The sequence below is a fragment of the Sodalis sp. RH22 genome (assembly GCF_047324165.1).
GTDB lineage: Bacteria > Pseudomonadota > Gammaproteobacteria > Enterobacterales > Enterobacteriaceae > Acerihabitans.
Genome location: NZ_CP178731.1, coordinates 4052533 through 4077659, shown reverse-complemented (window position 1 = coordinate 4077659; position 25127 = coordinate 4052533). Strand labels below are relative to the sequence as shown.

Annotated in this window: 28 protein-coding genes and 1 tRNA gene; 15 read left to right on the top strand and 14 right to left on the bottom strand. The window is 55.9% G+C overall.

From position 1 onward, the window contains the following. The first annotated feature begins 3 nt into the window (after positions 1 to 3). Both ACL2XN_RS18525 and ACL2XN_RS18520 read left to right on the top strand, forming a co-directional pair. Positions 4 to 381, top strand: a complete 378-nt coding sequence (locus ACL2XN_RS18525) for a hypothetical protein (RefSeq protein ID WP_413721681.1) — start codon at positions 4 to 6, stop codon at positions 379 to 381. A 526-nt stretch (positions 382 to 907) separates the two neighbouring features. Then, positions 908 to 1108 carry a hypothetical protein gene (locus ACL2XN_RS18520; RefSeq protein WP_413723513.1) on the top strand — a complete coding sequence of 67 codons (201 nt, stop codon included), beginning with the start codon at positions 908 to 910 and terminating at the stop codon, positions 1106 to 1108. 213 nt (positions 1109 to 1321) lie between these two features. Here ACL2XN_RS18520 and anfO read toward each other — a convergent pair whose 3' ends face one another. The 7 genes from anfO to nifH form a co-directional block, all read right to left on the bottom strand. Next, positions 1322 to 1942: a Fe-only nitrogenase accessory protein AnfO gene (gene anfO, locus ACL2XN_RS18515; protein ID WP_413721682.1), complete on the bottom strand. Its 621-nt coding sequence runs from the start codon at positions 1940 to 1942 to the stop codon at positions 1322 to 1324. A 10-nt stretch (positions 1943 to 1952) separates the two neighbouring features. Next, positions 1953 to 2459 (bottom strand): pyridoxamine 5'-phosphate oxidase family protein, encoded by a 507-nt coding sequence (locus ACL2XN_RS18510; RefSeq protein ID WP_410013005.1) that lies wholly within the window; start codon positions 2457 to 2459, stop codon positions 1953 to 1955. A gap of 15 nt (positions 2460 to 2474) precedes the next feature. After that, positions 2475 to 2894 carry a hypothetical protein gene (locus ACL2XN_RS18505; RefSeq protein ID WP_413729220.1) on the bottom strand — a complete coding sequence of 140 codons (420 nt, stop codon included), beginning with the start codon at positions 2892 to 2894 and terminating at the stop codon, positions 2475 to 2477. 35 nt (positions 2895 to 2929) lie between these two features. Next, complete coding sequence (gene anfK, locus ACL2XN_RS18500) at positions 2930 to 4318, bottom strand: Fe-only nitrogenase subunit beta (RefSeq protein WP_410013003.1); 1389 nt, start codon at positions 4316 to 4318, stop codon at positions 2930 to 2932. 11 nt (positions 4319 to 4329) lie between these two features. Then, complete coding sequence (anfG, locus tag ACL2XN_RS18495; protein WP_413729218.1) at positions 4330 to 4680, bottom strand: Fe-only nitrogenase subunit delta; 351 nt, start codon at positions 4678 to 4680, stop codon at positions 4330 to 4332. A 12-nt stretch (positions 4681 to 4692) separates the two neighbouring features. Next, on the bottom strand, positions 4693 to 6258 hold the full coding sequence (gene anfD, locus ACL2XN_RS18490) for a nitrogenase iron-iron protein, alpha chain (protein ID WP_413729217.1): 1566 nt from the start codon (positions 6256 to 6258) through the stop codon (positions 4693 to 4695). 78 nt (positions 6259 to 6336) lie between these two features. Beyond that, entirely contained in the window at positions 6337 to 7164 is an 828-nt protein-coding gene (nifH, locus tag ACL2XN_RS18485; protein WP_410013000.1) for a nitrogenase iron protein, read from the bottom strand. A gap of 421 nt (positions 7165 to 7585) precedes the next feature. Between nifH and modD the strand changes: the two genes are divergently transcribed. Further along, a complete protein-coding gene (modD, locus tag ACL2XN_RS18480; RefSeq protein WP_410012999.1) occupies positions 7586 to 8434 on the top strand; it encodes a ModD protein in 849 nt (282 codons plus the stop codon). Between the two features lie 47 nt (positions 8435 to 8481). On the opposite strand, the gene ACL2XN_RS18475 is transcribed toward modD, so the two are convergent. Further along, complete coding sequence (locus ACL2XN_RS18475) at positions 8482 to 8937, bottom strand: molybdopterin-binding protein (protein WP_410012998.1); 456 nt, start codon at positions 8935 to 8937, stop codon at positions 8482 to 8484. Positions 8938 to 9365: 428 nt separating this feature from the next. Between ACL2XN_RS18475 and ACL2XN_RS18470 the strand changes: the two genes are divergently transcribed. The 5 genes from ACL2XN_RS18470 to ACL2XN_RS18450 are packed head-to-tail and all read left to right on the top strand — an operon-like array spanning position 9366 to position 14609. Further along, the gene (locus ACL2XN_RS18470) at positions 9366 to 9932 is read left to right on the top strand and encodes a spore coat U domain-containing protein (protein WP_410012997.1); all 567 of its coding nucleotides are present in this window, start codon (positions 9366 to 9368) and stop codon (positions 9930 to 9932) included. 18 nt (positions 9933 to 9950) lie between these two features. Further along, positions 9951 to 10481 (top strand): spore coat U domain-containing protein, encoded by a 531-nt coding sequence (locus ACL2XN_RS18465; RefSeq protein ID WP_410012996.1) that lies wholly within the window; start codon positions 9951 to 9953, stop codon positions 10479 to 10481. Positions 10482 to 10501: 20 nt separating this feature from the next. Next, positions 10502 to 11227 (top strand): molecular chaperone, encoded by a 726-nt coding sequence (locus ACL2XN_RS18460; RefSeq protein ID WP_410012995.1) that lies wholly within the window; start codon positions 10502 to 10504, stop codon positions 11225 to 11227. Positions 11228 to 11230: 3 nt separating this feature from the next. Further along, the gene (locus tag ACL2XN_RS18455; RefSeq protein ID WP_413729216.1) at positions 11231 to 13621 is read left to right on the top strand and encodes a fimbria/pilus outer membrane usher protein; all 2391 of its coding nucleotides are present in this window, start codon (positions 11231 to 11233) and stop codon (positions 13619 to 13621) included. Between the two features lie 10 nt (positions 13622 to 13631). Further along, on the top strand, positions 13632 to 14609 hold the full coding sequence (locus tag ACL2XN_RS18450) for a spore coat protein U domain-containing protein (protein ID WP_413729215.1): 978 nt from the start codon (positions 13632 to 13634) through the stop codon (positions 14607 to 14609). 135 nt (positions 14610 to 14744) lie between these two features. On the opposite strand, the gene ACL2XN_RS18445 is transcribed toward ACL2XN_RS18450, so the two are convergent. The 5 genes from ACL2XN_RS18445 to ACL2XN_RS18425 form a co-directional block, all read right to left on the bottom strand. Continuing rightward, positions 14745 to 15029 (bottom strand): hypothetical protein, encoded by a 285-nt coding sequence (locus ACL2XN_RS18445; RefSeq protein ID WP_410012992.1) that lies wholly within the window; start codon positions 15027 to 15029, stop codon positions 14745 to 14747. Between the two features lie 704 nt (positions 15030 to 15733). Further along, positions 15734 to 15810 (bottom strand) — tRNA-Pro (locus ACL2XN_RS18440). Between the two features lie 100 nt (positions 15811 to 15910). Continuing rightward, positions 15911 to 17599: a kdo(2)-lipid A phosphoethanolamine 7''-transferase gene (gene eptB, locus ACL2XN_RS18435; protein ID WP_413723514.1), complete on the bottom strand. Its 1689-nt coding sequence runs from the start codon at positions 17597 to 17599 to the stop codon at positions 15911 to 15913. Positions 17600 to 17890: 291 nt separating this feature from the next. Further along, positions 17891 to 18319 (bottom strand): organic hydroperoxide resistance protein, encoded by a 429-nt coding sequence (locus tag ACL2XN_RS18430; protein WP_410012991.1) that lies wholly within the window; start codon positions 18317 to 18319, stop codon positions 17891 to 17893. A 160-nt stretch (positions 18320 to 18479) separates the two neighbouring features. Further along, entirely contained in the window at positions 18480 to 18941 is a 462-nt protein-coding gene (locus tag ACL2XN_RS18425) for a MarR family winged helix-turn-helix transcriptional regulator (RefSeq protein WP_410012990.1), read from the bottom strand. A gap of 195 nt (positions 18942 to 19136) precedes the next feature. Here ACL2XN_RS18425 and ACL2XN_RS18420 point away from each other — a divergent pair, with 195 nt between their 5' ends. Next, positions 19137 to 20333: a multidrug efflux MFS transporter gene (locus ACL2XN_RS18420; RefSeq protein WP_410012989.1), complete on the top strand. Its 1197-nt coding sequence runs from the start codon at positions 19137 to 19139 to the stop codon at positions 20331 to 20333. A 316-nt stretch (positions 20334 to 20649) separates the two neighbouring features. On the opposite strand, the gene ACL2XN_RS18415 is transcribed toward ACL2XN_RS18420, so the two are convergent. Further along, positions 20650 to 21249, bottom strand: coding sequence for a nitroreductase family protein (locus ACL2XN_RS18415; protein ID WP_410012988.1), 600 nt, complete (start codon positions 21247 to 21249; stop codon positions 20650 to 20652). Between the two features lie 194 nt (positions 21250 to 21443). On the opposite strand from ACL2XN_RS18415, the gene ACL2XN_RS18410 reads away from it, so the two are divergent. The 6 genes from ACL2XN_RS18410 to ACL2XN_RS18385 all read left to right on the top strand — a co-directional run bounded on the left by ACL2XN_RS18410 (position 21444) and on the right by ACL2XN_RS18385 (position 25093). After that, positions 21444 to 21962, top strand: coding sequence for a cupin (locus ACL2XN_RS18410; protein ID WP_410012987.1), 519 nt, complete (start codon positions 21444 to 21446; stop codon positions 21960 to 21962). 24 nt (positions 21963 to 21986) lie between these two features. After that, complete coding sequence (locus tag ACL2XN_RS18405; protein WP_413721690.1) at positions 21987 to 22388, top strand: VOC family protein; 402 nt, start codon at positions 21987 to 21989, stop codon at positions 22386 to 22388. A gap of 86 nt (positions 22389 to 22474) precedes the next feature. Next, positions 22475 to 22831 carry a VOC family protein gene (locus tag ACL2XN_RS18400; RefSeq protein WP_410012985.1) on the top strand — a complete coding sequence of 119 codons (357 nt, stop codon included), beginning with the start codon at positions 22475 to 22477 and terminating at the stop codon, positions 22829 to 22831. A gap of 117 nt (positions 22832 to 22948) precedes the next feature. Then, entirely contained in the window at positions 22949 to 23548 is a 600-nt protein-coding gene (locus ACL2XN_RS18395) for a DJ-1/PfpI family protein (protein WP_413729214.1), read from the top strand. An 82-nt stretch (positions 23549 to 23630) separates the two neighbouring features. Then, on the top strand, positions 23631 to 24179 hold the full coding sequence (locus ACL2XN_RS18390; protein ID WP_410012983.1) for an isochorismatase family protein: 549 nt from the start codon (positions 23631 to 23633) through the stop codon (positions 24177 to 24179). Continuing rightward, positions 24176 to 25093 (top strand): GlxA family transcriptional regulator, encoded by a 918-nt coding sequence (locus ACL2XN_RS18385; RefSeq protein WP_413729213.1) that lies wholly within the window; start codon positions 24176 to 24178, stop codon positions 25091 to 25093. Before ACL2XN_RS18390 ends, ACL2XN_RS18385 begins: the two co-directional genes overlap by 4 nt. Positions 25094 to 25127: the final 34 nt, after the last annotated feature.

Sequence of the window (25127 nt, the reverse complement as noted above, 5' to 3'; positions counted from 1 at the left end):
TATATGAAGGAAAAATTAGTTAAACTTGCATATGATGAATGCTCCACGCTGGTTGGTAGCCAATTGATTAATTGTAACTATGCTTCTGGGGCGCTTTTTTTATCTTTACTTGCAAACAATAAAAAAATAAAAATTGCCTTTGATTGGATTTATTGTTTCCGCGTTATTGACGAGGGTGATTTATTGAAAATGCAAGAAGAACAAAAAGGTGAAATGGTCGCTGGCATTTATACTATTTTACATTCACCATATTTGAAGTGGTTTAATGAACAGAGTGCTGATATCCATGCGAAAGAAGGTGTTGTTCACTATTCAATAGTTACAATTGAAGATGTGATAGATGTACTATCGTTAGTTCCACCGGTGATCTCCAGTGAGTAATTTTTTGATTAAAACCCCGGCCTAGCACCGGGGTTCTCCCTCGAGCCAGGACGGTAAAACGGCACTGATATCGCCTGATCAACGCCGTGAGCAAGGTTCTAGGCATACCGGCAACATAGGCGGTAAACCGGTAAGGGGCGGAAATATTTTTGCAAATCCTGGTGCGGATCCTCTTACTATGAGAGATCTGGTTTACCTTTCTCAATAATCTAACAGTAAAATTGAAAACGTCATCACTGAAACATTATCGGGTAAAAAAAACTTCACCAGCTCGACGACGTTAACTACTGACAAAGCATTAGCTGCGGGTTTGAAGTTTTTAGGCTCAAATTACAAGGAAATTGGCAAGACTGGTTCAGGGGTCTACCATAGTGCAGACGGAACAAAAGAATTTAGAATAGATTCAGGTTCTATAAGCGGCATGCATGCTCCCGGTATTCCGCATGTTCATTTTAGTGTAAAAGACCCGGTAACGGGTAAGTATAGTTCGAATAACCATGTTCCTTACGAAGATTAAGGAAAGATGATGATTATGAAAAATGGAACCATAGTTAGTGGAGAGTATAATGGATGGGAAATACAGGTTGTAGATGATACCCTGGGTGATACTGGTGGCTATTATTTAATATTTCAGAACAGTGATAAGGTGGTCTTTGATTATTGGTTTGAAAAAAGAGAATATCTTGATAATCAATTAACCGATTACAGTATCAAATGGAATGATTAGAGGCAGCTTACCCCGACTACTGCCGGGGTTATCACCAGCACCCAAATAGGCATTTAGCATGGGCGATACCTGCGGAAAATCATCCCCTGGACAATGACGGAGCAAGGAACGGAGGTCGAGGACACCTGATTGATTGCCGAGCCACAGGCAGGTCAAGTGCCCAGAATTTGCGCCAGAAGCGGGCTTGACTTTTTAAACGCCCAAGCAGGCAACTCAAGCGTTGCCTGCGATATTGAGCACCAACGCCCGGCAACGCCCGTCCGGTTGTTGCGCCACCGTAAGCGCCAGCTTTAATGCCGGCAGTTCATGTTTAAACCATTTCGGCACATGATCGCAGGTAATGTCGATTTGTTTAAAGGCTCCCGCGCGGAAAAATGGCAGCAGCACCTGTTTCGAGGTTAAGGCGCCATCGCTTTTCAGCGCGTCGATAAGGTTAAGGCAATATTCCCCCGCGCCCTGGCCGGGCTTGATAACGCTTTGGGCCGCCGCTGCCTGCTCCCGCGGCGCGTTTTCTTCCACAAACTGCCGGATACGCGTCAGGAAACCGGCGGGTTCCCCGGTCAGCCGCCACATAGTGATGCCCATGCCGTCAAAATAGGACAGCAGCGCGCCGTGAATAGCGGCGGCGACAAAATGGCGGCAGCCGTCGAGGGACGTCAGCATCTCCAGGGTGCGGGTTCTGATTTCGCTTAATCCCATTTGCGGGCGCAGGGTAAACGGAATATCCGCAACCGGCCGCCAACCGTCGGCGGTTGATTCATACACCCGCACCGCGCCTGGCTGGTACAGCGAGGCGGCCCGGCCGCCGGCATCGATAAATACCGCTATCTTCATTTTCCACTCCCTAAAATCCGTGCTGTTTACCCTTCATTGAAATGATATCAATACGCAGCACCAGGGTGGCGCGCACATTGGCGGCGGGAAAGGTCCAGGCTTTGTCGCTGAAGCGGGCGACAATCAGGTTAAGCGCGGCGATCTTTTCCGCCTCGTCCCGGATAAACACCGCGTTGCCCAGACCGATGACCGTACGGTGCCTGGCCTCGAAATTACAGATCACCTCGTCTTCCACCACGCCCTGTTCGGTGGAAACCGCAAAACACAGGGTGCTGTTTTTTTTCAGCATCGCTATTTTGGTGCCGGCCCTGGCGGAATGGAAATAAAGCGACGTGCCGTCCCAGGCGTAAAATACCGGTACCATAAAAGGGATATTGTCCTGCGCCAGGGCGATATACATCACCCTGGCGGAGTCCAGGATCGCCGCTATTTCGGCCGGTTGCGTTATTTCCCGTTCATCGCGACGCATGGCGCCGTGCGGATGTCCCGGGGCCGCGCGCGGTTCTGTCGACTGCATAGGTCGTGCCCTCCTTTATCGCGCCTGGGAACCCTGGGTGCCCAAAGCGGTTAAAATCCCCGACAATTCCCGGCAAATGGCGATAATGCCGGCCGAATCCGCCAGGGTCGGGGTGCCGTGGTGGTAGTTTTCCAGCGAACAGAGACCAAAGATGTCATCCAGCGCGCGGATTTTGCCGCTTAATGACGGCGAAAAGAGAATAACCTCCTCCGCCGTATCCATAAGGCTGCCATAGTTGTGGTTATACGGCATGCTGCCGTACCAGGCGCAGAGTGCGATGAGATAACACTCCACGGCAATGGACGCCACGTTGAAAACCAGACCGGGCGACTGCGCCTGTTCGGCGAACAGTTCCGCCCGCCGGTGATAGCCTTCGGCATCATGGGAAAGCCGGATAAACTTTTGCCGATCGGATTCAAATAACAGTTTTGACATTGGTTTTATCCTTATGAATGACAGGCCGATACCCATTACCAGACGTTAAGGATCCACTCTTTGTTTTTCTTGTATTCCATATCGGTGAACAGCGCGTTGGCAAACTGCTCCGCCAGCCAGATGGCCCCCGCATAGCCCACCACCGGATGGCGCCATAAGCCGGCGCGGTCATAGGTGGGAAACCCAACCCGGACCATGGGGATCTGATTGTCGATGGCGGTAAAGCGCCCTTTGGAATGGCCGAGGATCAAATCCAGTTCCAGCCCTTGGTGGGTAATGCGGTTTTCCAGTTCCCACAGGTCGGCATTGGTAATGATCTCCATGCCGTGATCCACCTGCTCCTGTAGGGCGATAATGCGGGGATCGGTATCATAAAACGCGTTATCGTCGCCCAGCAGCAGCAGTACCGGCTTCATTTCCAGATCCAGGCAAAACTCGGCCAGGCCGATGACCAGATCGGGATTGCCGTAAATCGCCACCCGCTTATCGGCCAGGAACATATGCACCAAATCGGTCAAGGCGTCGATGGCGATGCCGCGCTCGCGCACCAGCGATTCCGGAATTGCCTTGCCGGTCAGCTGCCGCAGGTTTTGCAGGAACGTGTCGGTATTACGGATACCAATGGGCGTAGGCCCGATAATGGTGGGGATGGCGAATTGTTCCGCCAGGTAATCCGCCGCCTTGCGTCCTTCATAACGGTTCAGCGCGAGGGTGCCCAGGGCGTTGGCCGTTCCCACCAGGTCCTCGACGGTGGTATTGCCGTGGGAAACGGTGTTGCCGCTGGGCATCACCGGGGAGTCGAAATTTTCAATTTCAAACAGCACGGTGGCATCGATGCGCATTTCCGCCAGCAGATGTTTCAGCGCCGTCACGTCGCCGGGGTTAACCCAGCCGGTGAACAGGTTAATCTTGCCGTTGGGTTCGCTTTTCTTGGCAAAATATTTGATGAAATCCCGCACCGTCACATCGTAGCCGCTTATCATGCTGCCGACAAAACTCGGGGTATGGATCGGGATCAGATAGACCTCGCGGCCGGGAAATTTCTCTTTCAACAGCCCATCGTTAAGCTTGCGCACCACGCCGTCCACGTCGTCGCCGATCACCTCGGTGGAGCAGGTGGTGATAATCGGCACCACCCTGACATGGGGGTAGCGCATCAGCAGCACGTCCACCGCCTGCTCCACGCGATCGAGCGCGCCGAATACCGCGCCGTCCTCATGCACCGAGGAAGAGGCGATTTCAAAGCTCTCCTTTAAATGCTGGGAAATCAGCAAACGCACGAACATCACGCAGCCCTGGCCGCCGTGCACGATGCCGATACAATCCTTGACGCCGATGCTGACATATTGCGCCCCCGCCGGCTGGCAGGTGAATATCGGATTGATAACGCCGGTACGATCTTTCTTTCTTAATTCACACGACATGCTAGTGCCCTCTAATAGCGCCGATCGGTTAATTCCGCGTTTAGCGATCCGGTAATCGTCAGGTAGTTCAGCCGTTCATGGAGCGCGGTGATAAGCGCGGCGATCTCCGTCTTACCCATCATGCCCAGCCAAGAAAAGCGCGTTTTATACGCCTCCACCAGTACCACGGCGTCGGCCCAGTAGCAGCGATTGGCCGGGGTACTGAGATCCACCGGTTCGTCACACAGCAATTGCGCGACGATATGCAAAATGCCTTCATTCTGCTTTTCCCGGTCCCAGACGCGGGAATGAAACTGCCAGAGGCAATGTTTCATGATGTAATCCACCAGCGGCTCGATACGGTCTTCAATCTGGTTTGCCATCGATGGTTCTCCTTATTCCGCCGGAATGACCGTCTGGCCGGGAAAGGTGGGATAAACGCGCTCACGCAGCTTGGCTACGCTGTCATAGCCGCCGCTATACTGGCGCAGGGTGGTGGACGCCAGGGTCTGATCGTCAAGGCCTGCGGCAGCGAGCATTTTCTGTGTGGCGAAACCCCGGTCGGTGGGGATGGCATCCTTGCTGATATCCAGCAGGGCCAGCTGATGGATGGGTGAATAAATGGCGTTATAGATATCGCGCGCAAAACGCACCCAGCCTTCGTACCCCTTATAGGGACCGTTATGGTACGCATGGGCGTTCAGGTAGGGGACGCGGATTTTTTTCGCCACTTCGCCCGGGCGCTTGCCGGTAAAGATGACATCCGGCTTGAGCTGGTACATCGCTTCCAGGGTTTCCAGTTCATTGGGATCGTCGATGGCCATGGCGCCGGCCTCGCAGCGGGCAATGCCTTTTTCCATATCGCCCTGATGGCCGAATTTGGTATAGACCGACACCACTTCCACGCCCATTTCCGCATGGATTACGTGCGCCCAGTGCCAGAGTTTGGAACCGCCCGGCCATAAGCAGACTTTTTTGCCTTTCAGGCGCGCCATATACCAGTCAAGCTCCGGTTTCCAGCGGGCGGTTTCCTCGTCGATAATGGCCTGCGCGCGGTCTTCGATACCAAAAAACAGTCCGATCTTGCGCAGGGAATCCGATAAGGGGCCAAAACCAAAACCGTCGATATCCAGGCGCGGAATGCCGTAGCGCACCCGCAGTTCATTGGCGATATATTCCGCCGAGCGCGCGCATTCCAGCACATTAAGGTGGGCTTTATGCATGCCGCGCAAATCATCGTAGGAGCCGTTGCCGGTAAACGTGGACAGCACCTGGATACCCATGCGCTTAAAGTAATCCACCATCACTTCTTGATCGCCCTGGATATTGTATTCGCCCACATAGTTGATGACATGATCGCTGGTGATTTTCGGCTCGACGGTGCCGACCTTCTGGTTAATCCAGGCGATATTGATTTTATGATGGCCTCCGGACTGGCTGGGGCCGGCGAAACCCGGCGAATTGCAGACAAAAATATCCACATCCGGCAATTCGTCCATCACGTCCTGCGCCACGGCGGCGATATCGTCGCCGATCAGCGCCGACGCGCAGGTTTGGTAAATGGTCATGCGCTTAATGGTGGGCTGGGCCTTAAACGCCTCCAGGATATTCTGCTTCAGCACCCCTTCCGCGCCGAACACGATATGTTTTTCCTTCATATCGGTGGCAAAGGTATATTTCAGCTGGAAGTTGTCGTTATCGCTGATGTAGCGTTTGGTTTGCCAGGTATCGTAAGTACATCCCACCGGTCCGTGGCTGATATGGATGACATCCTTCATCGGCGTGCCGATAACATGCTTGGCGCCGCAATAGGCGCAGCCGCGTTCGGACAATGTTCCCGGGATGGTATTCAGATAGCCCAGGGGCAGCACCGAGGTTAAGTCCTCCCCGGCGCCTTTGACTACGGCATGGAGTTTCCGCTCCGGTATACACTTGCTAACCTCAAACTCATGATGTGGCATGGTTCATTCCCCGATTAAGTAACTGGTCATCTTGCCGGCCGGCGGCGATCCGGTCCTTTAGCCCTTGGCGCTGTTCAATCAATCGGCCAGGCCGTATTTGACCACCATGGCTTCCAGCGCTTCCATGGTCATGGGTTTAGGGATAACCAGGTTTTTATTTTCAATAATCTTACGTCCCAGCTCGCTGTATTCATGGGCCTGGTTAGATTCCGGATCAAATTCAGTAACGGTTTTTTTATTGAATTCCGCTTTCTGCACGATATTATCCCGCGGTACAAAATGCAGTAATTGCGTGCCGATGGCCGCGGTGAACTCCTCAACAAATTCCCGCTCCCCGTCAACCTTGCGGCTATTACAAATAATACCGCCGAGACGGACACCGCTTTGCTTGGCATATTTCACCAAGCCTTTGCAAATATTATTGGCGGCATAGATCGCCATCATTTCACCCGAGGCGACAATATAGACTTCCTGGGCCTTGCCTTCGCGGATCGGCATGGCGAACCCGCCGCAGACCACGTCGCCCAAAACGTCAAAGAAGATAAAATCCAGATCTTCGGAGTAGGCGCGATTATTTTCCATCAGGTCGATGGCGGTGATGACGCCTCGTCCGGCGCAGCCTACGCCCGGCTCAGGGCCGCCGGACTCAACGCAGCTGATGCCGAACACGCCGGTTTTGACCACCATGTCATTGGTGATCTTTTCGGCGCCCCGATCGCGCAGCACGTCCATCAGGGTTTCCTGATGCATGCCGCCTAATATCAGCCGCGTGGAATCCGCCTTCGGATCACAGCCATGAATAAACACTTTTTGACCATGATAATAGGCTAATGCGGCGGCGGTATTTTGTGTGGTGGTCGATTTACCAATACCACCCTTGCCATAGATTGCCAGTTTGCGAGTCACAATAAAGAACTCCTCTGATGAATAATGTATAATGAATAAAAAATAGTAAAGACAGCATGAATAGAGCAATCCCCATGCCAAGGCGTAAAACAGTCCGTACGGCCGCGATAATAATGCGTATTTTTTTGTAGCGGGAATACGTTACCGCCTGTATTTATTGGCAATATCACCATGCGGCGAAATCGTATTTTACATACCGCCGGTTGCTGACGGGAAAATGCATATCCGCGCATTTAGTACATTCGCGAACATTATTAAAAATAAAAGTTCACGACGGTGTTTTATCCGGTGGGAGGACCCGACCGGCCCGGCGCTTGATCCGTATCATTCACGTTTTAGCGCCGGTTGTGTTATTGGTGATCCAGCAGGAAGTGGCGACGGCGCATTTACATCATCTCTCTCAACACGACGAGGCACGATCATGCTTTATCTTTCCGATCAGGAACTGGATTCGCTACTGCAGGAAGATATCCGCTACGGCGACCTGACTACCCGCGCCCTGGGCATCGGCAACCGTCAGGGCGTCATGAGCTTTAGCCGGCGCACCGCCGGGAAAGTCAGCGGGCTGGACGCCGCAGCAAGGGTCCTGCAACGGCTGGGGCTCAGCGTGGTGATGGCGATGGCCGACGGGCAGATGGCGCAGGCCGGCGATGTGCTGTTAACCGCAGCCGGGCCGGCCGAAAGATTACACCAGGGCTGGAAAGTGGCGCAAAACCTCTTGGAATGGTGCAGCGGCGTCGCCCAGGCCACTCATGAGATGGTCGCCATGGCGCAAGCGGTAAACCCCAGGATGCGCATCGCCTGCACCCGCAAAACCATTCCCGGCACCAAAACGCTGGCGCTGGGCGCGGTGATTGACGGCGGCGGCATCCTGCATCGCTGCGGAACCGCGGATACGGTACTGTTGTTCGCCAACCACCGTCATTTCTGCGCCGATCCGGCGGATTGGCGCCAGCATGTGGCCACACTGCGCGGCGCGGCGCCGGACCGGTTAATCGTGGTGGAAGCGGATAATGAAACCGAAGCCATGGCGGCTATAGACGCCGGCCCGGACCTGGTGCAACTGGATAAATTCAGTCCCGCCGCGGTAAGCCGGGCGCTGGCCTATGCCAACAGCCAGGCTACCGGTTGCCGGCTGGCGGCGGCGGGCGGGATCCATTCCGGCAATATCGGGGAATACGCCCGCACCGGCATTGAGCTGGCAATCACCTCGATGCCTTACTACAGTCCGCCCGCCGATATCGGCGTCCGGCTGTATCCCGCCAAGTGATACCGCCGTCATCCGCTTCGCGTCTCAACAGCGCACGCCGTAAGGTATTAGGGATTTCCGGCCGTTATTGGCGGTGAGTCGTGGGTCGCCAGCACAATGCTGGACGCCTTGACCAGGGCAATCACTTCATCACCGTCCTTGAGGCGCATGCCGGCGACGCTCTCATTGGTAATGACCGAAACCAATGACATGCTGGCATCGACGGCGACCGTAACTTCGCTGTTGATGGCGCCTTTGACGATGTTGGTGATGCTGCCGGTAAATTGATTGCGCGCCGAAAACCGCAGGCCGGTGCCGGCGGTCGTCAGGATCACCCAGGGCGCTTTGATAAACGCGCTGGCTTCGCCGCCAAGGCGCAGGTCGAGATAGTGCACGCTGCTATGGGTAATGGTGGCGACCAGCTTCTTGCCGCCCGCCAGGGTGAGTTCTATTTCATCATTGACCGCGCCGGCGACAATGGCCGTTACGGTGCCAGTCAGATGGTTTCTTGCGGATGTCAGCATAGTCTTCTCCAGAAGGTAAAAGGAAGCCTGGGCAAAAAGTCACTACCCCTGCCAATACGCAGCAACTTTTATGCCATATATCCCGGACGGTGTTTATTTAAGTTATGACTCACCAGGAAAATGACCGGGCCGGCGCGGCCTGTTTCCCCAGGATACCTGATAAACGCCCGCCGTTCATCTTGACAACCCCCGTGCGCTTCTGGGGATACCCGACGTTTCGCAATGTGCTCGCCAAGGGAAGGAAAAAGTTATTATCCGTCGCCGGATTTATTTATGACTACTATAAAACATCGGCCATCTAGCCATGGCTTATTAACATTGATTCATCGAACCTTTAATTATTATTCAATATATTTTTCAAAAAATAATGTTTTAATTTTAATAAATATCCCGTTGAGTATTCTCTAAGATTCCTTTGAGGTAAGGATATGAATAAGAAGTTTTTTTTCCTGGCGTGCTGGCTGGGCTGTGGCCTGGCGGGTGTTGCCCGGGCGGTAACCACCACCGGAGCCATTAACGCCTCGCTGACCTTAACCAACGGTTGCCTGATCAACGGCGACCCGGCCACCAGCAATGTTAACTTCGGCACGCTCGATTTCGGTACCCATCCCGCCACTTTCGAGGAGCTGAGCGCGACACTGAGCGGCGCCACCGGCGACGGCATCCGTGTTCGTTGTACCACCGGGGCAACCTTTAGCGTGCAGATAACCGGCAGCAACCCCGCGCCGGTGAATGTGTATGGCGCGGAAACCGCCAGCCCGCGTTATCTGGTGCTCGGCAGCGACGCATCACAGGGCATTGCGTATACGCTGTATAACGACGCCGCGTTTACCACGCCTATTGCCAACAATACCGGCCTGAGGGCTACCGGTGTCCCTGATCCGGTAAACGGCAATATTTATCCGGTATATGGTCGGGTCACCCAGGGCGGGAATAATACCAGCGTGCCGGCGGGTACTTATAGCGACGTGATTAATGTCCAGGTCATTTATTGATAGCGGAATGCTTAAGGGATGTCAGTACTCAACCGACGGCAACGGCCTCATTGCCTGGGCGTGGCGCTCGGGTCGCTGCTGGCGCTGTATCCAGGACCGCTGTCCGCCTTGCCGACGCAAAATTTTCAGATATCGGCGTCGGTGGTGTCGGGCTGCCAGATCCAGGGCGGCGGTGTGCTCGGGACGCTGGATTTCGGTACCTTGTCCGGTATCGATACCCGGGCCGCCAATGCCGCGCTGGTGCAAAGCGCCTCGTTTGCCATCGCCTGCACCCCGGGCACGACCTTAACCATGAATCTGGGCGGCGGTAATCATTTCACCACAACGCGTCATCTTCAGCGATTGAATAATACCGATCTGATTGCCTACCGCCTTTTCACCAGCGCCAGTTTATCGCCGGCCAGTGAAATTCCGGTTAACCAGGATATCGCCATCAGCCACGGCGATGGCGACCACATCCAGCTGCCGGTTTACGGACAGCTGCAGTTGGATGGCTTTCACCCGGCAGGAACCTATACCGATAGCATTACGGTAACCCTGTCCTGGTAACGATTTAGAAGGATCTGAATATGACCATTCTCGCCGTCGGGCGCTTTCTGTTGTCGCTGCTGCTGGGCCTGTGGCTGCCCATCGCCTGGGCGGGGCACGCCGTCCTGATCTGGCCGGTGGATCCCTTTTTGGCCGGCACGCAAAAAGCCACCGAGCTGTGGGTGGAAAACAAGGGCGCCGCCGCCACCTTGCTGCAGGTGCGGATCTTTTCCTGGGAGCAGACGGAGGGCGGGGAGCGCTTTCATACGCAACAGGATATTATCGCCAGCCCGCCCATGCTCAGGCTGGATGCCGGACAAAAACAGCTGATCCGCATTATCAGGCAAGCGCCGCCGGCTTCCGGCCCGGAACAAGCCTTTCGCATCCTGCTCGACGAAATTCCCACCCCTAACGACCGGGCCGACGATCCCGCCAATTCGCTGATGTTCCAGATGCGTTACTCCATTCCGCTGTTTGTCTACGGCGGCCAATCGTCGCCGGACAGCGGCATGCCGCTGTTAAGCTGGCGTCTGGTCCAGGTACGGGGCGAGCCTTATCTGGAGATCCGCAACCAAGGACCGGTACACGCCCGGCTCAGCAAAACGCGGCTGGGGAAATATCAGCTCACCGACGGATTGTTCGGTTACGTACTGGCCAACGCCCGCCATCGCTGGCCGCTTAACGCCGGCGTTGACGCTCACGCGGTGCTGGAGACCCGGGTCGATAACCGCAACAAGGTATGGCGCGGCACGTCTTCCGCGCGCTAGATAATGGACCGTCCTGCGCCGACCTTTCTCCGCCGTTGCGCCGTTACCCTGTTAAGTTATTGGGCTTGCGGGTTTCCCATGGACGGCAACGCGGAAACGTTCTCTTCGCTGCCGCCGCCGCCGGGGATGGCGCCCGGGCAGGCGCAGCGTCAATATATGCTGGAGCTGGTGGTGAATGAATCCGCCGTCGGCCGGATCGTGCCGGTGGCGTTTCGCGACGGGCATTATACCGTGCCCACCGCCGATCTGGTGCAAGCCGGGCTGCCGGCCGATCGGCTAAACGCGCAGCAAACGGATGTCACCGCCCTGCCCGGCGTAACGGCGACTTATGACCGGCCGCGGCAGCGGCTGTTGCTGGCGGTGCCGGCCAGTTGGCTGCCGGAACAATCGATAAGCCTGGAGCCGGGCGGCCGGCGCCATCCTGCACGCGTCAGCCCCGGCGCGTTGTTCAACTATGATATTTATGGCAGTCGCATCAGCGGCGACGTGCGCTTAGCCGTATGGCATGAATTGCGTACCTTTGGCGATGCCGGCCACTTTTCCATTGACGGCGTGGCGCAGCGCCAGATAACCGGCGCGCCCGGCGGCGGCGGCTATATGCGCTACGATACCTATTGGGCCAGCCAGAACGAGGAGCATGCCCTGCGCTGGGCGGCGGGCGATGTGATCACCGACGCGTTATCGTGGAGCAGCAGCGTGCGTATCGGCGGCATCCAGCTCGCACGTGATTTTTCGGTACGCCCGGATATCGTGACCTATCCTCTGCCTTCGTTCGCGGGACAGGCGGCGGTGCCCACCACCGTCGATATGTTTATCAACGGTTATAAAACCAGCAGCAACAACCTCCAGCCAGGTCCTTACTCGCTCAACAATATGCCTTTTATCAACGGCGCCGGCGAGGCGGTTATCGTCACCACGGACGCGGTAGGCCGCCAGGTGATCACTACCCTGCCGTTCTATGTGTCCAGTACCCTGCTCAAACCCGGCTTATCCGATTATTCCGTGGGCGCCGGCGCGCTGCGCCGCGCGTATGGCGTAAAAAACGCCGATTACGGCCCGCCGGTGGCCAGCGGTTCCTACCGCCGGGGAACAACGGACTGGTTGACGCTGGAAAGCCATGCCGAGGGCGCGCAAAACCTGGCCCTGGCCGGCGCGGGCAGCCTGTTGCGGGTGGGACGCGCGGGAGTGATCAACGGCTCCTGGACCCGCAGCCGTTTTGGCGGATGGGCCGGAGAACAATATGGCTGCGGTTATCAATACAGTAACCGGGTCGCCAGCATCGGCACGCAGCATACCTGGCGCAGCAGTCACTTTGCCCATCTGGCGCTCTATGATGCCGGCGCCCGTCATCGGCCGCGCACCGCCTCGACGTTAAGCCGGGCCAGCGCGCAATATAACGCCGGCGTCACGCTGCATCGTTATGGCAGCCTCGGCGCGGCAATGATCGATATCCGCGGCCGGAGGGGCGATCGTACCCGCTTATGGAATCTGTCATGGAGCAGGAATCTGTGGGGCGACGCCAGCCTGTTTGCGACCGCGGGTTTCGATCGGCAACAGCGGGACTATTCCGGCGCCCTCTCGTTGATCATGCCCTTTGGCGGCCTGGCCAGCGCCAGCGTCGGCCTGGAGCGCGACAGGCCCGGCGGCGACGCCCAGCGCCTGACGGTGTCCCGCGCCATGCCCTCAGACGGCGGTTTCAGCTGGGACGCCTCCTATGCCCGCCAGCAAAGAGACAAAGATTATCGCCAGGCCACGCTCGACTGGCGTAACCGTTATGTCGACGCCTCCGGCGGCTTTTACGGCGTCAGCGGCAGCGACGTGCAATGGGCGGATATCAGCGGCGCGCTGGTGACGATGGATGGGCGGCTGCTGGCGGCAAACCAGTTAAATAATGCGTTTGTGCTGATAAAAACCGGGCAGCCGCAAGTGCTGGTACGTTATGAAAACCAGCCGGCGGGCGTGACCGACCAAGCGGGCTACCTGCTGATTCCCAATGTTATCGCCTACTACCCGGCTAAATACGGCATCGATATCTTAAATATCCCCGCTGATTTGACGGCGCCCGCTATCGAGCAACGTTTCTCGGTGCCCCGCCAGAGCGGCTATCTGCTCCATTTCCCTATCGAGCCGCTGCGCGCGGCCAGCATCATCCTGCATGACGGCCAGGGCCGGCCGCTGCCCGTAGGCACCCGGGTCGTGCGCGACGGGCGGCCCGATGATTATGTGGGCTGGGAAGGCCTTACCTGGCTGGAAAACCTGGCAACCGACAACCGGCTGCGCGCCGTCACTCCGGACGGACGGCGCTGCGCCGCCCGCCTGACGCTGCCGGACGGCAGGCCCCGGGCTTTACATACCTACGGGCCGTTGCCATGCCCGCTGTCCGCGACACCTTAAGGAACGCTTGATGAAAACCCTTTCCCCGGGATTGCTGTTGCTCGCATTATTATGCCAGTCCGCCCTTGCCGCCTGCGCCTTGCCCGGCCGTACCGTCGCCTTTGGCAAGGCAAGCTCTTTCAGCATTAACAGCACCGTCAGCACGTCCAGCAACAGTATCGAGGTTAACTGCGGCGCCGGCAGCACGCTTGCCCTGCTGAGCACCGACCATATTGATCTGCAGCTCTATTCCGCCAATGCCACCAGCAGCGGACAGGCGGCGCTGAAAGCCATCGACGGCGGCGATGTTATCCCCATCCAGGTATGCACCGCCGCCAACTGCGCCACGCAACTGGCGCTTAACGGCGCCCCGGTGAGATACCATTCCGCCGAGCTGGTAAACCTGGTCGGGCTGATGGGGGGGTCGAACTTCAGTATCCCGCTGTATTTGCACACCATGACGGGCCAGAACGTGGCGGCGGGAACCTATACCGTCACCCTGAATATCCTGGTGAACTACGCTATCTGCACCGGCATAGGCGCGCTGGGACAATGTATGCCGGGCAGCAGCCAGATGGGTTCCGCCATGGTGCCGCTGACGGTTAACCTGGTCATCACCAACGACTGCGTCGCTATTACCGCCCCCGACATCAGCTTTGGCGCCGCGCCGCTGGTGAGCGGTTTTAATCCGGTATCGCAGACGATCGGCATCGTCTGTACCAAAGGCAGCACGTATACGGTGGGGATGAATAACGGCAATCATGCGGTCGGCAACGTCAGGCACATGGCCAGCGGCGGCAGTCTGCTCGGCTATGAGATCTCTAAATCCAACGGCGCCGAGTCCTGGCGTGACAACGGCAATGACCGCTGGTCCAGCGCGCTATCCAATAGCGTCAGCAGCGACGGCACCCTGCGTACCTACAATTATGTCGCGCGGATTTTGCCAAACCAGCCTACGCCGCCGCCGGGCAATTATACCGATAATGTGGTTATCGATCTGTCGTTCTAGGCCGTGCGGCAGGCGTTAAACAATAAAGAGTGGAAAGGGCTTAATTTCACGAATATCGCTATTATCAATAACCAATCCATTGACGTTTTTTATAGAGTGGATTTTTGCGGCACCCTGGGCGGGCGTTAGCGGACGCTACGCCAGAGGCGTGGGTTTTGGCACCGACTTCCTGATCAATTCATCCGTTTCGAACGCTGGAATAGCCTCGCCGGAAAAGGCGACGGCATACCTTTGTCCCCCTGAACTGATATGCACAACAGTATCGTAGCTTTTACCAGAGGTTTCTTTTCTCCGCTTTGTCCTGCGAGACATCAGCTGAAGCGTTGTTTTTGGCATGACCAGAATACGTCCAAGCCTGAATTCATCATGATAAATAGACGTTTTCCTGTCATTTTCAATCAAAAAGAAATCAACTTTCATATCATCCCCGCATCGCTTGTTATATCGTTTAAAAATGCCCCCAGGGCCTGACTTTATTATACGAATTCATCGTCTCCCTAAAATAGCATCCAATGCCGACAGCAAAACAATATCCAGACTAATTTATAACATGCGCCGTCAAGCCGGCAGATACAAGCTTTTTTAACATTTATTTGACATATCCAGGCAATACCAATGCTAATTTCCTGTTGTAAAGGTAAATTTATTCAAAGAGTTGTTCAGCAATTCATCAGAAATGCTTAAGAAAAAATGCAGCTTTGCCACTTAAGATAATGCGTTAGCGACAAGAGAATTTACGGGCATGATTTATCGATGCCAATTGATTGCCTTTTATAGAAGCGTATTTTAGCCCGCCGCGTGCTTTTTATATTTTCACCCGCAGATAAACATATAATCTCAAATGTCAGTCAGGTAAATTTTTATAATTAATATATTTTGTAAAACGAATGATGGATTTGCTTATCCCCACCCGGGCCTCAAATCCTTGCCGGCCGTCGTGCCGCGGTTATTTTTACACAGGAAATCACCTGTTCCCGATAATATCGGCTGGCGGGGCTGAAGTGTTTTTCCCAAAACGGGCGCGCTGGTCAGGGACGAGGTTTGCTGCAAAAAAAAAAGCACGTCCTAAGACGTGCTTTTTTTCTGCCTTGTCTGGACTGCTGGAGACAAGACCTTGAAGAGGTTGGTCGGTGAGAGAGGATTTGAACCTCCGACCCATACGTCCCGAACGTATTGCGCTACCAGGCTGCGCCACTCACCGAATGCGGGCGCATCTTACTGCGGCCGTCTTTTTGCGTCAATCCCTTTTTCAAGAAATACTGCCGACTGTTTACAAAAGCGCCGCCGGCGGTACCTGTCGCTTACAGGGCCATCCCCTTGGCCGCAGGCTTGGCGCACCAGTTGTTCCGCGGGTTGATGCCGCCGTTCGGCGACGTATAGCCCAGGCAGCCGAGAATGGTATCAAACAGCTCTTCATGGCGATGGGTGGCGCCGATACGCTGCTGGGCCTGCAGGCGGTCGAACGCCTCCCGATGGGGCTGGTCGGCCAGGAACGCATCCGACGCCCAGACCATCATCGGTACGCGGAACTGTTCCGGCGGCGCCATATCGCGCGGCGTGCCGTGTAAATGGTAGTTTTCATCAATGGACTCGCCATGGTCGGAGGCGTAGAACACCAGGGCTTTTTTATTGCGCATCCTGTCGATGACGCTTGCGATAAAACTATCGGTATACAACACGCTGTTATCGAAGGCATTGATAAGCTGCGCTTTGGAGCAGGCATGATCCACGCCCATGCATTCAGGCTGGTAGCGGGCAAAATCCCGCGGATAACGCTGCGAATAGAGGTAATGCGAGCCTTTGGTATGCAACACCATCAGGTGCTTGCCTTTGGGGTAGCGTTTAAGCGATTCGCTCATCTCATCCACCAGCAGCATATCATCCACGGATTTGCCGTCGTTGCGTTTTTCCGCGGCGATCATCTCGCGAAACGAGAAGTTATTGGCATAGGTATTTTTATAAAACCACACCTCGCTCTGCATGGCGAACAGCTCCGAGGTAAAGCCGAGCGAACGCATTACCGCAAAGATATTCTGCTCTTTTAACGTCCGCTGCTGGTTATCCGCTGTCCCGCCCTCGCGCACGAACATGCAGCGCAGGGAGAGTTTGGTGGAGGTATCGCAGGATTGCCCGCGAAACGCCACCAGGTTTTTCTCGCGGGATAATTTGGGCGTGGTATCGCGGTGATAGCCCAGCAGCCCCATATGGTCCCAGCGGGTGGTTTCGCCGATGATAAAAACCACATAGGTATCATCGATACCGGCCGGAGTCACATAGGTAAACTGCTTGGCGGGATCGAACAGCGTGTCATTGTCCTGGTTTTCGTCGAAATGGGTGTAGGCGAACAGGCCAAGGGCCGCCATCCAGTTAACCGGCAGGTAGGAATGCGCGATAACGCCGCCGTAGCTGGGCAGATCGATATTGGTGATTTTTTCGCGCACGTTCTGCGCCTTATCCTGATAGCGCACCGGCAGCCAGATCAGCGCCAACGTAACCAGTAGGATCAACAGAGGCTTAATGCGCTGGCCGGGGGTCTTCATCTGCTGGATCAGGGTACCGCTCACCGAGTGTTTCCAGATCAAAAACAACGGCAAGGCGCTGACCGCCACCATCCACAGGACAAAATAAAACCCGACCACCTCTTTTGATAAATCAATATCCGTGGTCATGACAGAGGCAATAATGCCGTAGCCAATAACGACATTAAAATAGGTCATGTAATAACTGGCGGCAACCGAGATTAACAACAATACTGTAGCCACAGTACGGTAGAAATGACGCCCGCCCAGCGAAATCAGCCGCAGCAAAAAGAAGGTGGATAGCACCGTCACCATAATTTCGGTAAGGGCGATAACCATGTGGCCGACGGTGGTAACCGGATGAAGCACATCGAAACGCCGGATAAAAACCGACAGGTTAAGAAAAAAACCCACATAAACAGCGATTATTATCGATAGTTTTTGCTGCGACAGCTGTTTGACTAATTTAATCAAGGCAATAGTCCATGATAATCAATAAATTAAGGTCTCGCTGCCGGCGATTTGGCTAGCGGATTCGCACCCGACTTATGCCGCCATGGCTAACAACGAATGGATAAGCATACCTTTAATGTGCGAAACCATTTTGACAAATTTCATATTAAAAAGTTTTGGGTAGTAACGGTTTATCCTGCGGCGGACGCGCCGGGCAAAAAAAAACGCCGCAAGCAAAGGCTCGCGGCGTTATCCAACCGGTTTCACCGGCAGCCGCGCTGAGCGGCGGCACCGGTTTAACGCTGAAAACTAATTAATGACGTTAAGTTTAACATCAATGTTATTGCGGGTCGCGTTGGAATACGGGCAGACCACATGCGCTTTCTGCACTAACGACTCGGCCAGGCCGCGATCCATGCCGGCTAAATGAATATCCAGCTGGGCTTCAATGGCAAAACCGGTCGGCACCGCGCCGATGCCGACCGTGCCTTCGATAAACGCGTCCGCCGGCAGCTTCACTTTCTCCTGCGCGGCGACATGTTTTAACGCACCCAGAAAGCAGGCGGAATAGCCGGCGGCGAACAGTTGCTCCGGGTTGGTGAATTCCCCGCCCGGGCCGCCCATTTCTTTCGGCACGCCCAGTTTGACATCCAGCACGCCGTCGGATGAGGTGGCCCGGCCATCGCGCCCGCCGGTGGCTTTGGCTTTTGCGCGGTACACAACTTTTTCAATAGACATGGTTCTTTCCCTCTTACGTTGTTGGATGATGCCTTCGCCGGACCGAGTGCCGGACGAAGATATATTGCAAGCGATTAAATCGCTTGCAACTTAAAAGCAGGGGCTTTATTCAGTATAGCCCATAGCGGTAGCCTGGTCGCCGCTCAGGCCCCCAGGGCGGTTACCACTGCGCCAGCTGGGCGCGAAGGGTTTGCAACTGCCGTTTTAAGTCGTTGAGCTTTTCTTCACTGCAGGCCGTGGCGCACAGGATATCGTCCGGCACCGTGCGCGCGGTTTCCCGTAATGCCCGGCCCTTGTCGGTCAGACGGATAATCACCTGGCGTTCGTCCGCCGCGGAGCGAAAGCGTCCGAGCAGGCCGGCGGTTTCCAGGCGCTTGAGCAGCGGGGTCAGCGTGGCGGAATCGAGATACAGCCGTTCGCCGATATCCGATACCATCACCTCGTCACGCTCCCACAGTACCAGCATAACCAGATATTGCGGGTAAGTGAGATCCAGCTTGACCAATAATTTGCGGTAGACCTTGTTCAAGGCCAGGTTCGCCGAGTACAGGGCAAAGCAGAACTGCTGGTCAAGGGCTAAAGGCGTAGCCGTCGCTTTTGGGTCATCATGTTTCGTTTTCATGGTGTTATTATAAATAGCGCGCGATAGAATCGCAAGTTATTTTTTTGCTCACCTTCCCCCGTCTGGACTGGCGGCGCGGAAAACATACCGTGCGTTTTTGCTACACTTTTTATCGGTAAGTCGTTACCGTAACTTTTCACATCGATGATATCATTAGCAAACTTGCTATTAATCCTTACCTACTGCGTGTGACCCATGGAAGCCTGGAAGATCAATATCTTTTCCGTTTGGTTAGGCTGTTTTTTCACCGGCCTGGCCATGAGCCAAATCCTGCCTTTTTTGCCGCTGTACGTTGAGCAACTTGGCGTGCGATCCCATGAGGCGCTCAGCATCTGGTCGGGATTGGTATTCAGCGCGACGTTCCTGGTTTCCGCGGTAGTGGCGCCGCTGTGGGGCAGCCTGGCGGACCGGCGGGGGCGCAAGCTGATGCTGTTGCGCGCGTCGCTTGGCATGGCGGTGGTGATTGCGCTGCAGGGTTTTGCCAGTAATGTCTATCAGTTATTCCTGCTGCGGGCGCTGATGGGCCTGACATCAGGTTATATTCCCAACGCCATGGCGCTGGTGGCATCGCAGGTGCCGCGCGAGAAAAGCGGTTGGGCGCTCGGCACCCTTTCCACCGGCCAGGTGGCCGGCGTGATTGTCGGCCCGCTGCTCGGCGGCTTTATGGCCGATCACCTGGGTCTGCGGGTGGTATTCCTGGTGACGTCGGCACTGATGTTTACCAGCTTTCTGGTGACGCTGTTCTTGATTAAAGAGAAAACGGTTAACATCAAAAAAGCCGATCAGCTCAAGGGCCGGGCAATCTTTCATTCATTGCCCTATCCAGGCCTGATTTTCAGCCTGTTTATTACCACCATGATGATCCAGCTGACCAACAGCTCGATAAGCCCTATTCTGACTTTGTTTATCAAAGATATCTACAACGATACCGGCAATCTGGCGTTTATCAGCGGCGTGATCGCCGCCGTGCCGGGCGTGTCGGCGCTGCTGGCCGCGCCGCGCCTGGGCCAGTTGGGCGACCGCATCGGCACCTCGCGTATCTTGATGGCGGCGATGATGGCAAGCATAGCGCTGTTTTGTTGCATGGCCCTGGTGAAGACGCCCTTGCAGTTGGGCGTGCTGCGCTTCTTGCTCGGATTCACCGACGGCGCGCTGATGCCCGCCGTCCAGACGCTGCTGGTAAAATATTCCAGCGATAAAGTCACCGGCCGTATCTTCGGTTATAACCAGTCGTTTATGTATATGGGGAATGTGGTAGGGCCGCTCATCGGCTCCAGCGTCTCGGCGGTACTGGGCTTTCGCTGGGTGTTTTTATTCACGGCCTTGATGGTGCTGATCAATACGGTGCAGCTCTGGTCGGGCTTTCGCAAGATCCCCGCCAGGAACAGTTAAATCCAGGGATAACGGCCGCCCATTTGCACCACCATGATACCGGCGCAGATTGCCACAAAGAATAAAAATACCAGCAGAATTCGGGTCATCGCTTCGCTCCTTATCAAAATATTGCCTGTTTTTTGACCAGCCCTTTTATACTATAGCCGCGCCGGCCGAACCTGAAAAACATCTGTGCAAAAAAATCGTTCGCCATCCCTTGCCCATGCCGGCAGACATGCAAACAAGTGGGAGCGATGGACGCATGTCCGCCACTCCCGCAAGCCGGGTTTTGCCATCAGACCCGTCTTAGCCCAAGCACAACATGCCCGGGATGTTATTTGAAAATGCGGAAACGTTCTTCATCGTCGATAAATGTTTTTTCGCCCGCCGCCTGCTCAATGGAGCCAAACGGCATTTGCGCGCGCAGTTTCCAGCTGTCCGGCAATTCCCAGGTGCGTTTAACCTCATCGTCAATCAGGGGATTATAATGCTGCAATGTCGCGCCGATACGCTCCTGAGCCAGGGCCGTCCATACTGAAAATTGCGCAATGCCGGTGGAATGTTCCGACCAGATGGGGAAGTTATCGGCATAGGCGGCAAATTGCTTTTGCAAAACATCAATGACCTTGGTGTCTTCAAAAAACAGCACCGTCCCTTTGCCTGCGGCAAATGAGGCCAGTTTGGTTTCAGTGGCGGCGAAGGATTGCGCGGGCACAATCTTCCTCAGCGTTTCTTTAATGATATTCCATAATTTTTCATGCTGTTCACCAAAGAGCACGACAACACGGGAGCTTTGAGAATTAAAGGACGAGGGGCTATGTTTGACCGCGTCTTTCACCAGCGAGGCGATCTGGTCTTCCGATAGCGCGACATTCCTGCCGATGGCGTAAATCGACCGGCGGGCTTTGATGACGTCCAGAAATGCATTGCTCATAGATCTACTCCTGTTAAAGGGAAATTAATGAACGGCGGCTACAGGCGGTTCATCGCACCGGCTAGCTTATGCCTTGTCGGTGTAATCTGTAAATCATTCGCATCATTCTCTCGATTAACTATGCTGATAAGACTTATTGCGGATCTTCATGGCATTAGCCCATGACCTACCAGACGAGCAGGAGCGATGATCTTATGACCATAGAAACCCTCGCGTTAAATGAAGCGGTGGGCGGCGTTCCCAACAGTCCGCTGCCCCTGGTCATCTATCGCCGCGTGATACCGGCGCAAACGCCCGATCCGGCGGCCTGGCTGGAACGTCATTTTGCCGCCAATGATTGGCCGGCCCAGTGGCGGTATATTATCTATAACTTCACCCATTTCCATTCCAATTGCCACGAGCTGCTAGGTGTTTACGCCGGCGAATCCCAGGTGCAGTTCGGCGGTGAAAGCGGGCCGGTCGTCACTTTGTCCCTAGGCGATGTGGTGCTGATCCCGGCCGGCGTCGGCCATAAAGCGCTGCAATCAAGCGAGGATTTTATGGTGGTCGGCGCTTATCCCAACGGCATGAACGCCGATTTATGCCGCGACGATCCCGCCAGGCTGGCCTCAGTGCAACAGCATATCGGGCAGGTGCCGTTACCGGCCACCGATCCGATCAGCGGCGATCGGGGCGGCATTACCACGCTATGGCATAATCCGGAACAAGCATAAGCCGGCGTAGAACAGGAGGAAACTATGTCTCGAGTCCAGGCAGTCGATCATTTGGTTATCAGCGTTAGCGATATTGCCGTTTCCAAGAAATTCTACAGCGGATTGTTTACGTTCCTGGGTTTTGACGTGATGGACGAAATGCCCGCGGCGATGGGCTGGAGCAACGGCACGACGCGCTTTTGGATTTACCAGGCGGACGAGCAGGGTAAAAAGCATCCTTATCGTAAAGGCGACGTGGGATTCCACCATTATGCCTGGTCGCTGAACAGCCGGCGGGACGTCGATGAGCTGCAGGCGTGGCTGGAACACAACGGCGCCAGCATCGTCGACCCGGCCGGCGAATATTATGCGGACTATTATGCGGTCTTTTTCCTCGATCCCGACGGCCTGAAGCTGGAAGGCATGCATTACGGCAAACAGGAGTAATACGCGGCCGGGCAATGGACCCGCCTGTCATATAGCGGAACCTGGGCCATACTTAGGTGACCCCCACTCACAAGGAGAAATTCCTGATGAAAGAGATCGGCGCAAACGGCCAGGTGGATTACGTTGAGTTCAACGTCAGCGATATCCAGCGTGCCAAACAGTTCTATGGTTCGGCGTTCGGTTGGGCGTTTACGGATTACGGCCCGACCTATACCGAATTCTACGATGGCAGGATTACCGGCGGCTTTACCTCCACCGAGGCGATTACCCCGGGCGGCGGCCCGCTGGTCATTTTCTACGCCAGCGATCTGCCCGGCACGCTGAAAAAGCTGGAAGCCGCCGGCGCGGAAATCGTCAAGCCGATATTCGCCTTCCCCGGCGGGCAACGCTTTCATTTCAAGGATCCCGACGGCTACATATTAGGCGTTTGGACGGAAGATTAGCCGGCGCGGAAAATCTGCGATCCTCCTGTCAAAAATAAAACAGCGTTCTATTTTTGCGACGCCGTCATGCTACCCTATGGCATCAGATCATGACTTCATAGGATAACAGGAGGAATTATGTCCAAGACAGTCGCCGTATTGCTGGCGAAGGGTTTTGAGGAAGCGGAAGCCATCATCGTAATTGATGTGCTGCGCCGCTTGGATATCAAGGTTGAAACCCTCTCATGTCAGGATAGGCTTGAGCTGGTGAGCTATCACCAGATCCGGATGTTCGCCGACGCCCTGCTCGAGCATCGCCGGGAGACGCTCTATGACGCGGTGGTGATCCCCGGCGGCCTTGAGGGTACGGTCAACCTGGCCGCTAATCCGCTGGTAACGGATTTTATCCGCCGCCACGATGAGGCTGGCAAATGGATTTGTCCGTTATGCTCGGCCGCGGCCCGGGTGCTGGGCGGCAACGATTTACTCAAGGGACGCCGCTATGTGTGCTCCGGCGATCTGCACCGGGGAATCAGCGACGGCCGCTTTATTGATGAGAAAGTGGTCGAGGACGGCAACCTGCTCAGCGGTAAAGGACTGGGCGTCGCCTTTGATTTTGCCTTTTCCCTGGCCTATCGCCTCACCGGCGATCAACAAAAGACCGACTTCCAGGTTGAGCATATCTATTACGATTACTGGCGCACGTCAGCGCCGTTAGGCGGTATTGTCCCGAATTAGCCCGATCATGGCCGGATTTAGCCTGTTTATGTGCCCTACCCATGGGCACTATAGTGCTACAGCATTATCACGGAGTCCGGAAATGGCACAAAGCGCGTTATTGATTATCGATGTCCAGCAATCTTTCCTGCAGCGTCCCTTCTGGTCGGAAGACGACGTGCCCGCCTTTCAACAGGCGCTGCTGTCACTTATCGCCGGGTGCCGGCAGCGCGGCGCGGCGCTGGTGGATATTTTCCATAACAGCGGCGACGGCCCCTTTAGCCCGCAGTCCGGCCTGGTAAAACCGCTGCCGTTCCTGACCCATACCGCCGACGCCACGTTCCACAAACATGTCCATAACGCCCTGACCGAATCCGGACTGCGCGCATGGCTGGATGAGCGGGACATCAAGCACGTGATCATCGCCGGCATCCGCACCGAGCAGTGTTGCGAAACCACTGCCCGGGTGGCGTCGGACCTGGGGTATCGCGTCACTTTCGTGACCGAGGCGACGCTGACGTTTCCCATGACCCATGACGGCCGGACGCTGAGCAGCGCGGATCTCAAGCACCACACCGAAACGGTGCTTATCGACCGTTTCGCCGCTATCCGCACCGTGGCCGGCTGCCTGGAGGAACTGGAGCAAGCGTGATGCGTGATGTTTATTTCCTGGTATTGCCCCAGGTCATGGCGCTGGATCTCACCGGCCCGGCGGAGGTGCTGGCGCTGTCCGGCGCCTTCAGGCTGCACTACATCGGCCCGCAGGAGGAGATTGCCACCTCCATCGGCATGACCGTCAGCCGGATTGCGCCGCTGCCGGCCTCCCTGCCGCCGGACAGCATCGTGGTGCTGGCGGGTGTCGCCGACTCCCGCCAGCAGCTGGACAGCGCGCCGGCGCTGGAGGCGCAGCGGTGGCTGCGTGAGCGCCGATCATCCTTTCAGGATCGGACATGGACGCTGGTGTGCGTTTGCTCCGGGTCGCTGCTGGCCGGGCGGGCCGGCCTGCTGGACGGGTATCGCTGCACCACCCACCATGACGTGATGGAGCGCCTGCGCCAGCAGGCTCCCGCGGCCCTGGTCAAGGACAACCGGATTTTTGTCGAGGATCGGGGGGTATTTACCAGCGCTGGCATTACCGCCGGTATTGACCTGGCCCTGTACCTGGTCAGCCTGTATGTCGGGCCGCAGCAGGCCATGGCCACTGCCCGGGAAATGGTGGTTTATTTCCGCCGCGGCGGCGACGACCCGCAGCTTTCGCCCTGGCTGCGCCACCGTAATCACCTGCACCCGGCGGTACACCGCGCCCAGGACATCCTGGCCCATGAGCCGGAGGCGGAATGGCGCCTTGACGCGCTGGCGCGGCAGGTATTTATGAGCAGCCGCCATTTGACCCGGCTGTTCCGGGAACATCTAGGGCTTAGCGTCAGGGAATATCACGAACAGCTGCGACTGGCGGTGGCGCAGCAGCGTTTACAGCAGGGCCAGGGCATCGAGAAATCGGCGCTGGCCGCCGGTTTTTCCTCCAGCCGCCAGTTGCGCCGGGCGCAGCAGCGCTGGCAGGAATAACGCCCTGCCGGCATATCAACCCCGGATCCGGGAT

Coding starts and splice junctions, on each gene's coding strand:
- ACL2XN_RS18510 (WP_410013005.1), bottom strand. CDS start 2,459: ATGCAGTCGACAGAACCGCGCGCGGCCCCGGGACATCCGCACGGCGCC.
- ACL2XN_RS18410 (WP_410012987.1), top strand. CDS start 21,444: ATGACCATAGAAACCCTCGCGTTAAATGAAGCGGTGGGCGGCGTTCCC.
- ACL2XN_RS18425 (WP_410012990.1), bottom strand. CDS start 18,941: ATGAAAACGAAACATGATGACCCAAAAGCGACGGCTACGCCTTTAGCC.
- ACL2XN_RS18470 (WP_410012997.1), top strand. CDS start 9,366: ATGAATAAGAAGTTTTTTTTCCTGGCGTGCTGGCTGGGCTGTGGCCTG.
- ACL2XN_RS18520 (WP_413723513.1), top strand. CDS start 908: ATGATTATGAAAAATGGAACCATAGTTAGTGGAGAGTATAATGGATGG.
- ACL2XN_RS18475 (WP_410012998.1), bottom strand. CDS start 8,937: ATGCTGACATCCGCAAGAAACCATCTGACTGGCACCGTAACGGCCATT.
- ACL2XN_RS18465 (WP_410012996.1), top strand. CDS start 9,951: ATGTCAGTACTCAACCGACGGCAACGGCCTCATTGCCTGGGCGTGGCG.
- ACL2XN_RS18460 (WP_410012995.1), top strand. CDS start 10,502: ATGACCATTCTCGCCGTCGGGCGCTTTCTGTTGTCGCTGCTGCTGGGC.
- ACL2XN_RS18525 (WP_413721681.1), top strand. CDS start 4: ATGAAGGAAAAATTAGTTAAACTTGCATATGATGAATGCTCCACGCTG.
- ACL2XN_RS18505 (WP_413729220.1), bottom strand. CDS start 2,894: ATGTCAAAACTGTTATTTGAATCCGATCGGCAAAAGTTTATCCGGCTT.
- ACL2XN_RS18430 (WP_410012991.1), bottom strand. CDS start 18,319: ATGTCTATTGAAAAAGTTGTGTACCGCGCAAAAGCCAAAGCCACCGGC.
- ACL2XN_RS18395 (WP_413729214.1), top strand. CDS start 22,949: ATGTCCAAGACAGTCGCCGTATTGCTGGCGAAGGGTTTTGAGGAAGCG.
- ACL2XN_RS18420 (WP_410012989.1), top strand. CDS start 19,137: ATGGAAGCCTGGAAGATCAATATCTTTTCCGTTTGGTTAGGCTGTTTT.
- ACL2XN_RS18450 (WP_413729215.1), top strand. CDS start 13,632: ATGAAAACCCTTTCCCCGGGATTGCTGTTGCTCGCATTATTATGCCAG.
- ACL2XN_RS18405 (WP_413721690.1), top strand. CDS start 21,987: ATGTCTCGAGTCCAGGCAGTCGATCATTTGGTTATCAGCGTTAGCGAT.
- ACL2XN_RS18445 (WP_410012992.1), bottom strand. CDS start 15,029: ATGAAAGTTGATTTCTTTTTGATTGAAAATGACAGGAAAACGTCTATT.
- modD (WP_410012999.1), top strand. CDS start 7,586: ATGCTTTATCTTTCCGATCAGGAACTGGATTCGCTACTGCAGGAAGAT.
- ACL2XN_RS18415 (WP_410012988.1), bottom strand. CDS start 21,249: ATGAGCAATGCATTTCTGGACGTCATCAAAGCCCGCCGGTCGATTTAC.
- ACL2XN_RS18400 (WP_410012985.1), top strand. CDS start 22,475: ATGAAAGAGATCGGCGCAAACGGCCAGGTGGATTACGTTGAGTTCAAC.
- anfG (WP_413729218.1), bottom strand. CDS start 4,680: ATGGCAAACCAGATTGAAGACCGTATCGAGCCGCTGGTGGATTACATC.
- anfO (WP_413721682.1), bottom strand. CDS start 1,942: ATGAAGATAGCGGTATTTATCGATGCCGGCGGCCGGGCCGCCTCGCTG.
- ACL2XN_RS18390 (WP_410012983.1), top strand. CDS start 23,631: ATGGCACAAAGCGCGTTATTGATTATCGATGTCCAGCAATCTTTCCTG.
- anfD (WP_413729217.1), bottom strand. CDS start 6,258: ATGCCACATCATGAGTTTGAGGTTAGCAAGTGTATACCGGAGCGGAAA.
- anfK (WP_410013003.1), bottom strand. CDS start 4,318: ATGTCGTGTGAATTAAGAAAGAAAGATCGTACCGGCGTTATCAATCCG.
- ACL2XN_RS18455 (WP_413729216.1), top strand. CDS start 11,231: ATGGACCGTCCTGCGCCGACCTTTCTCCGCCGTTGCGCCGTTACCCTG.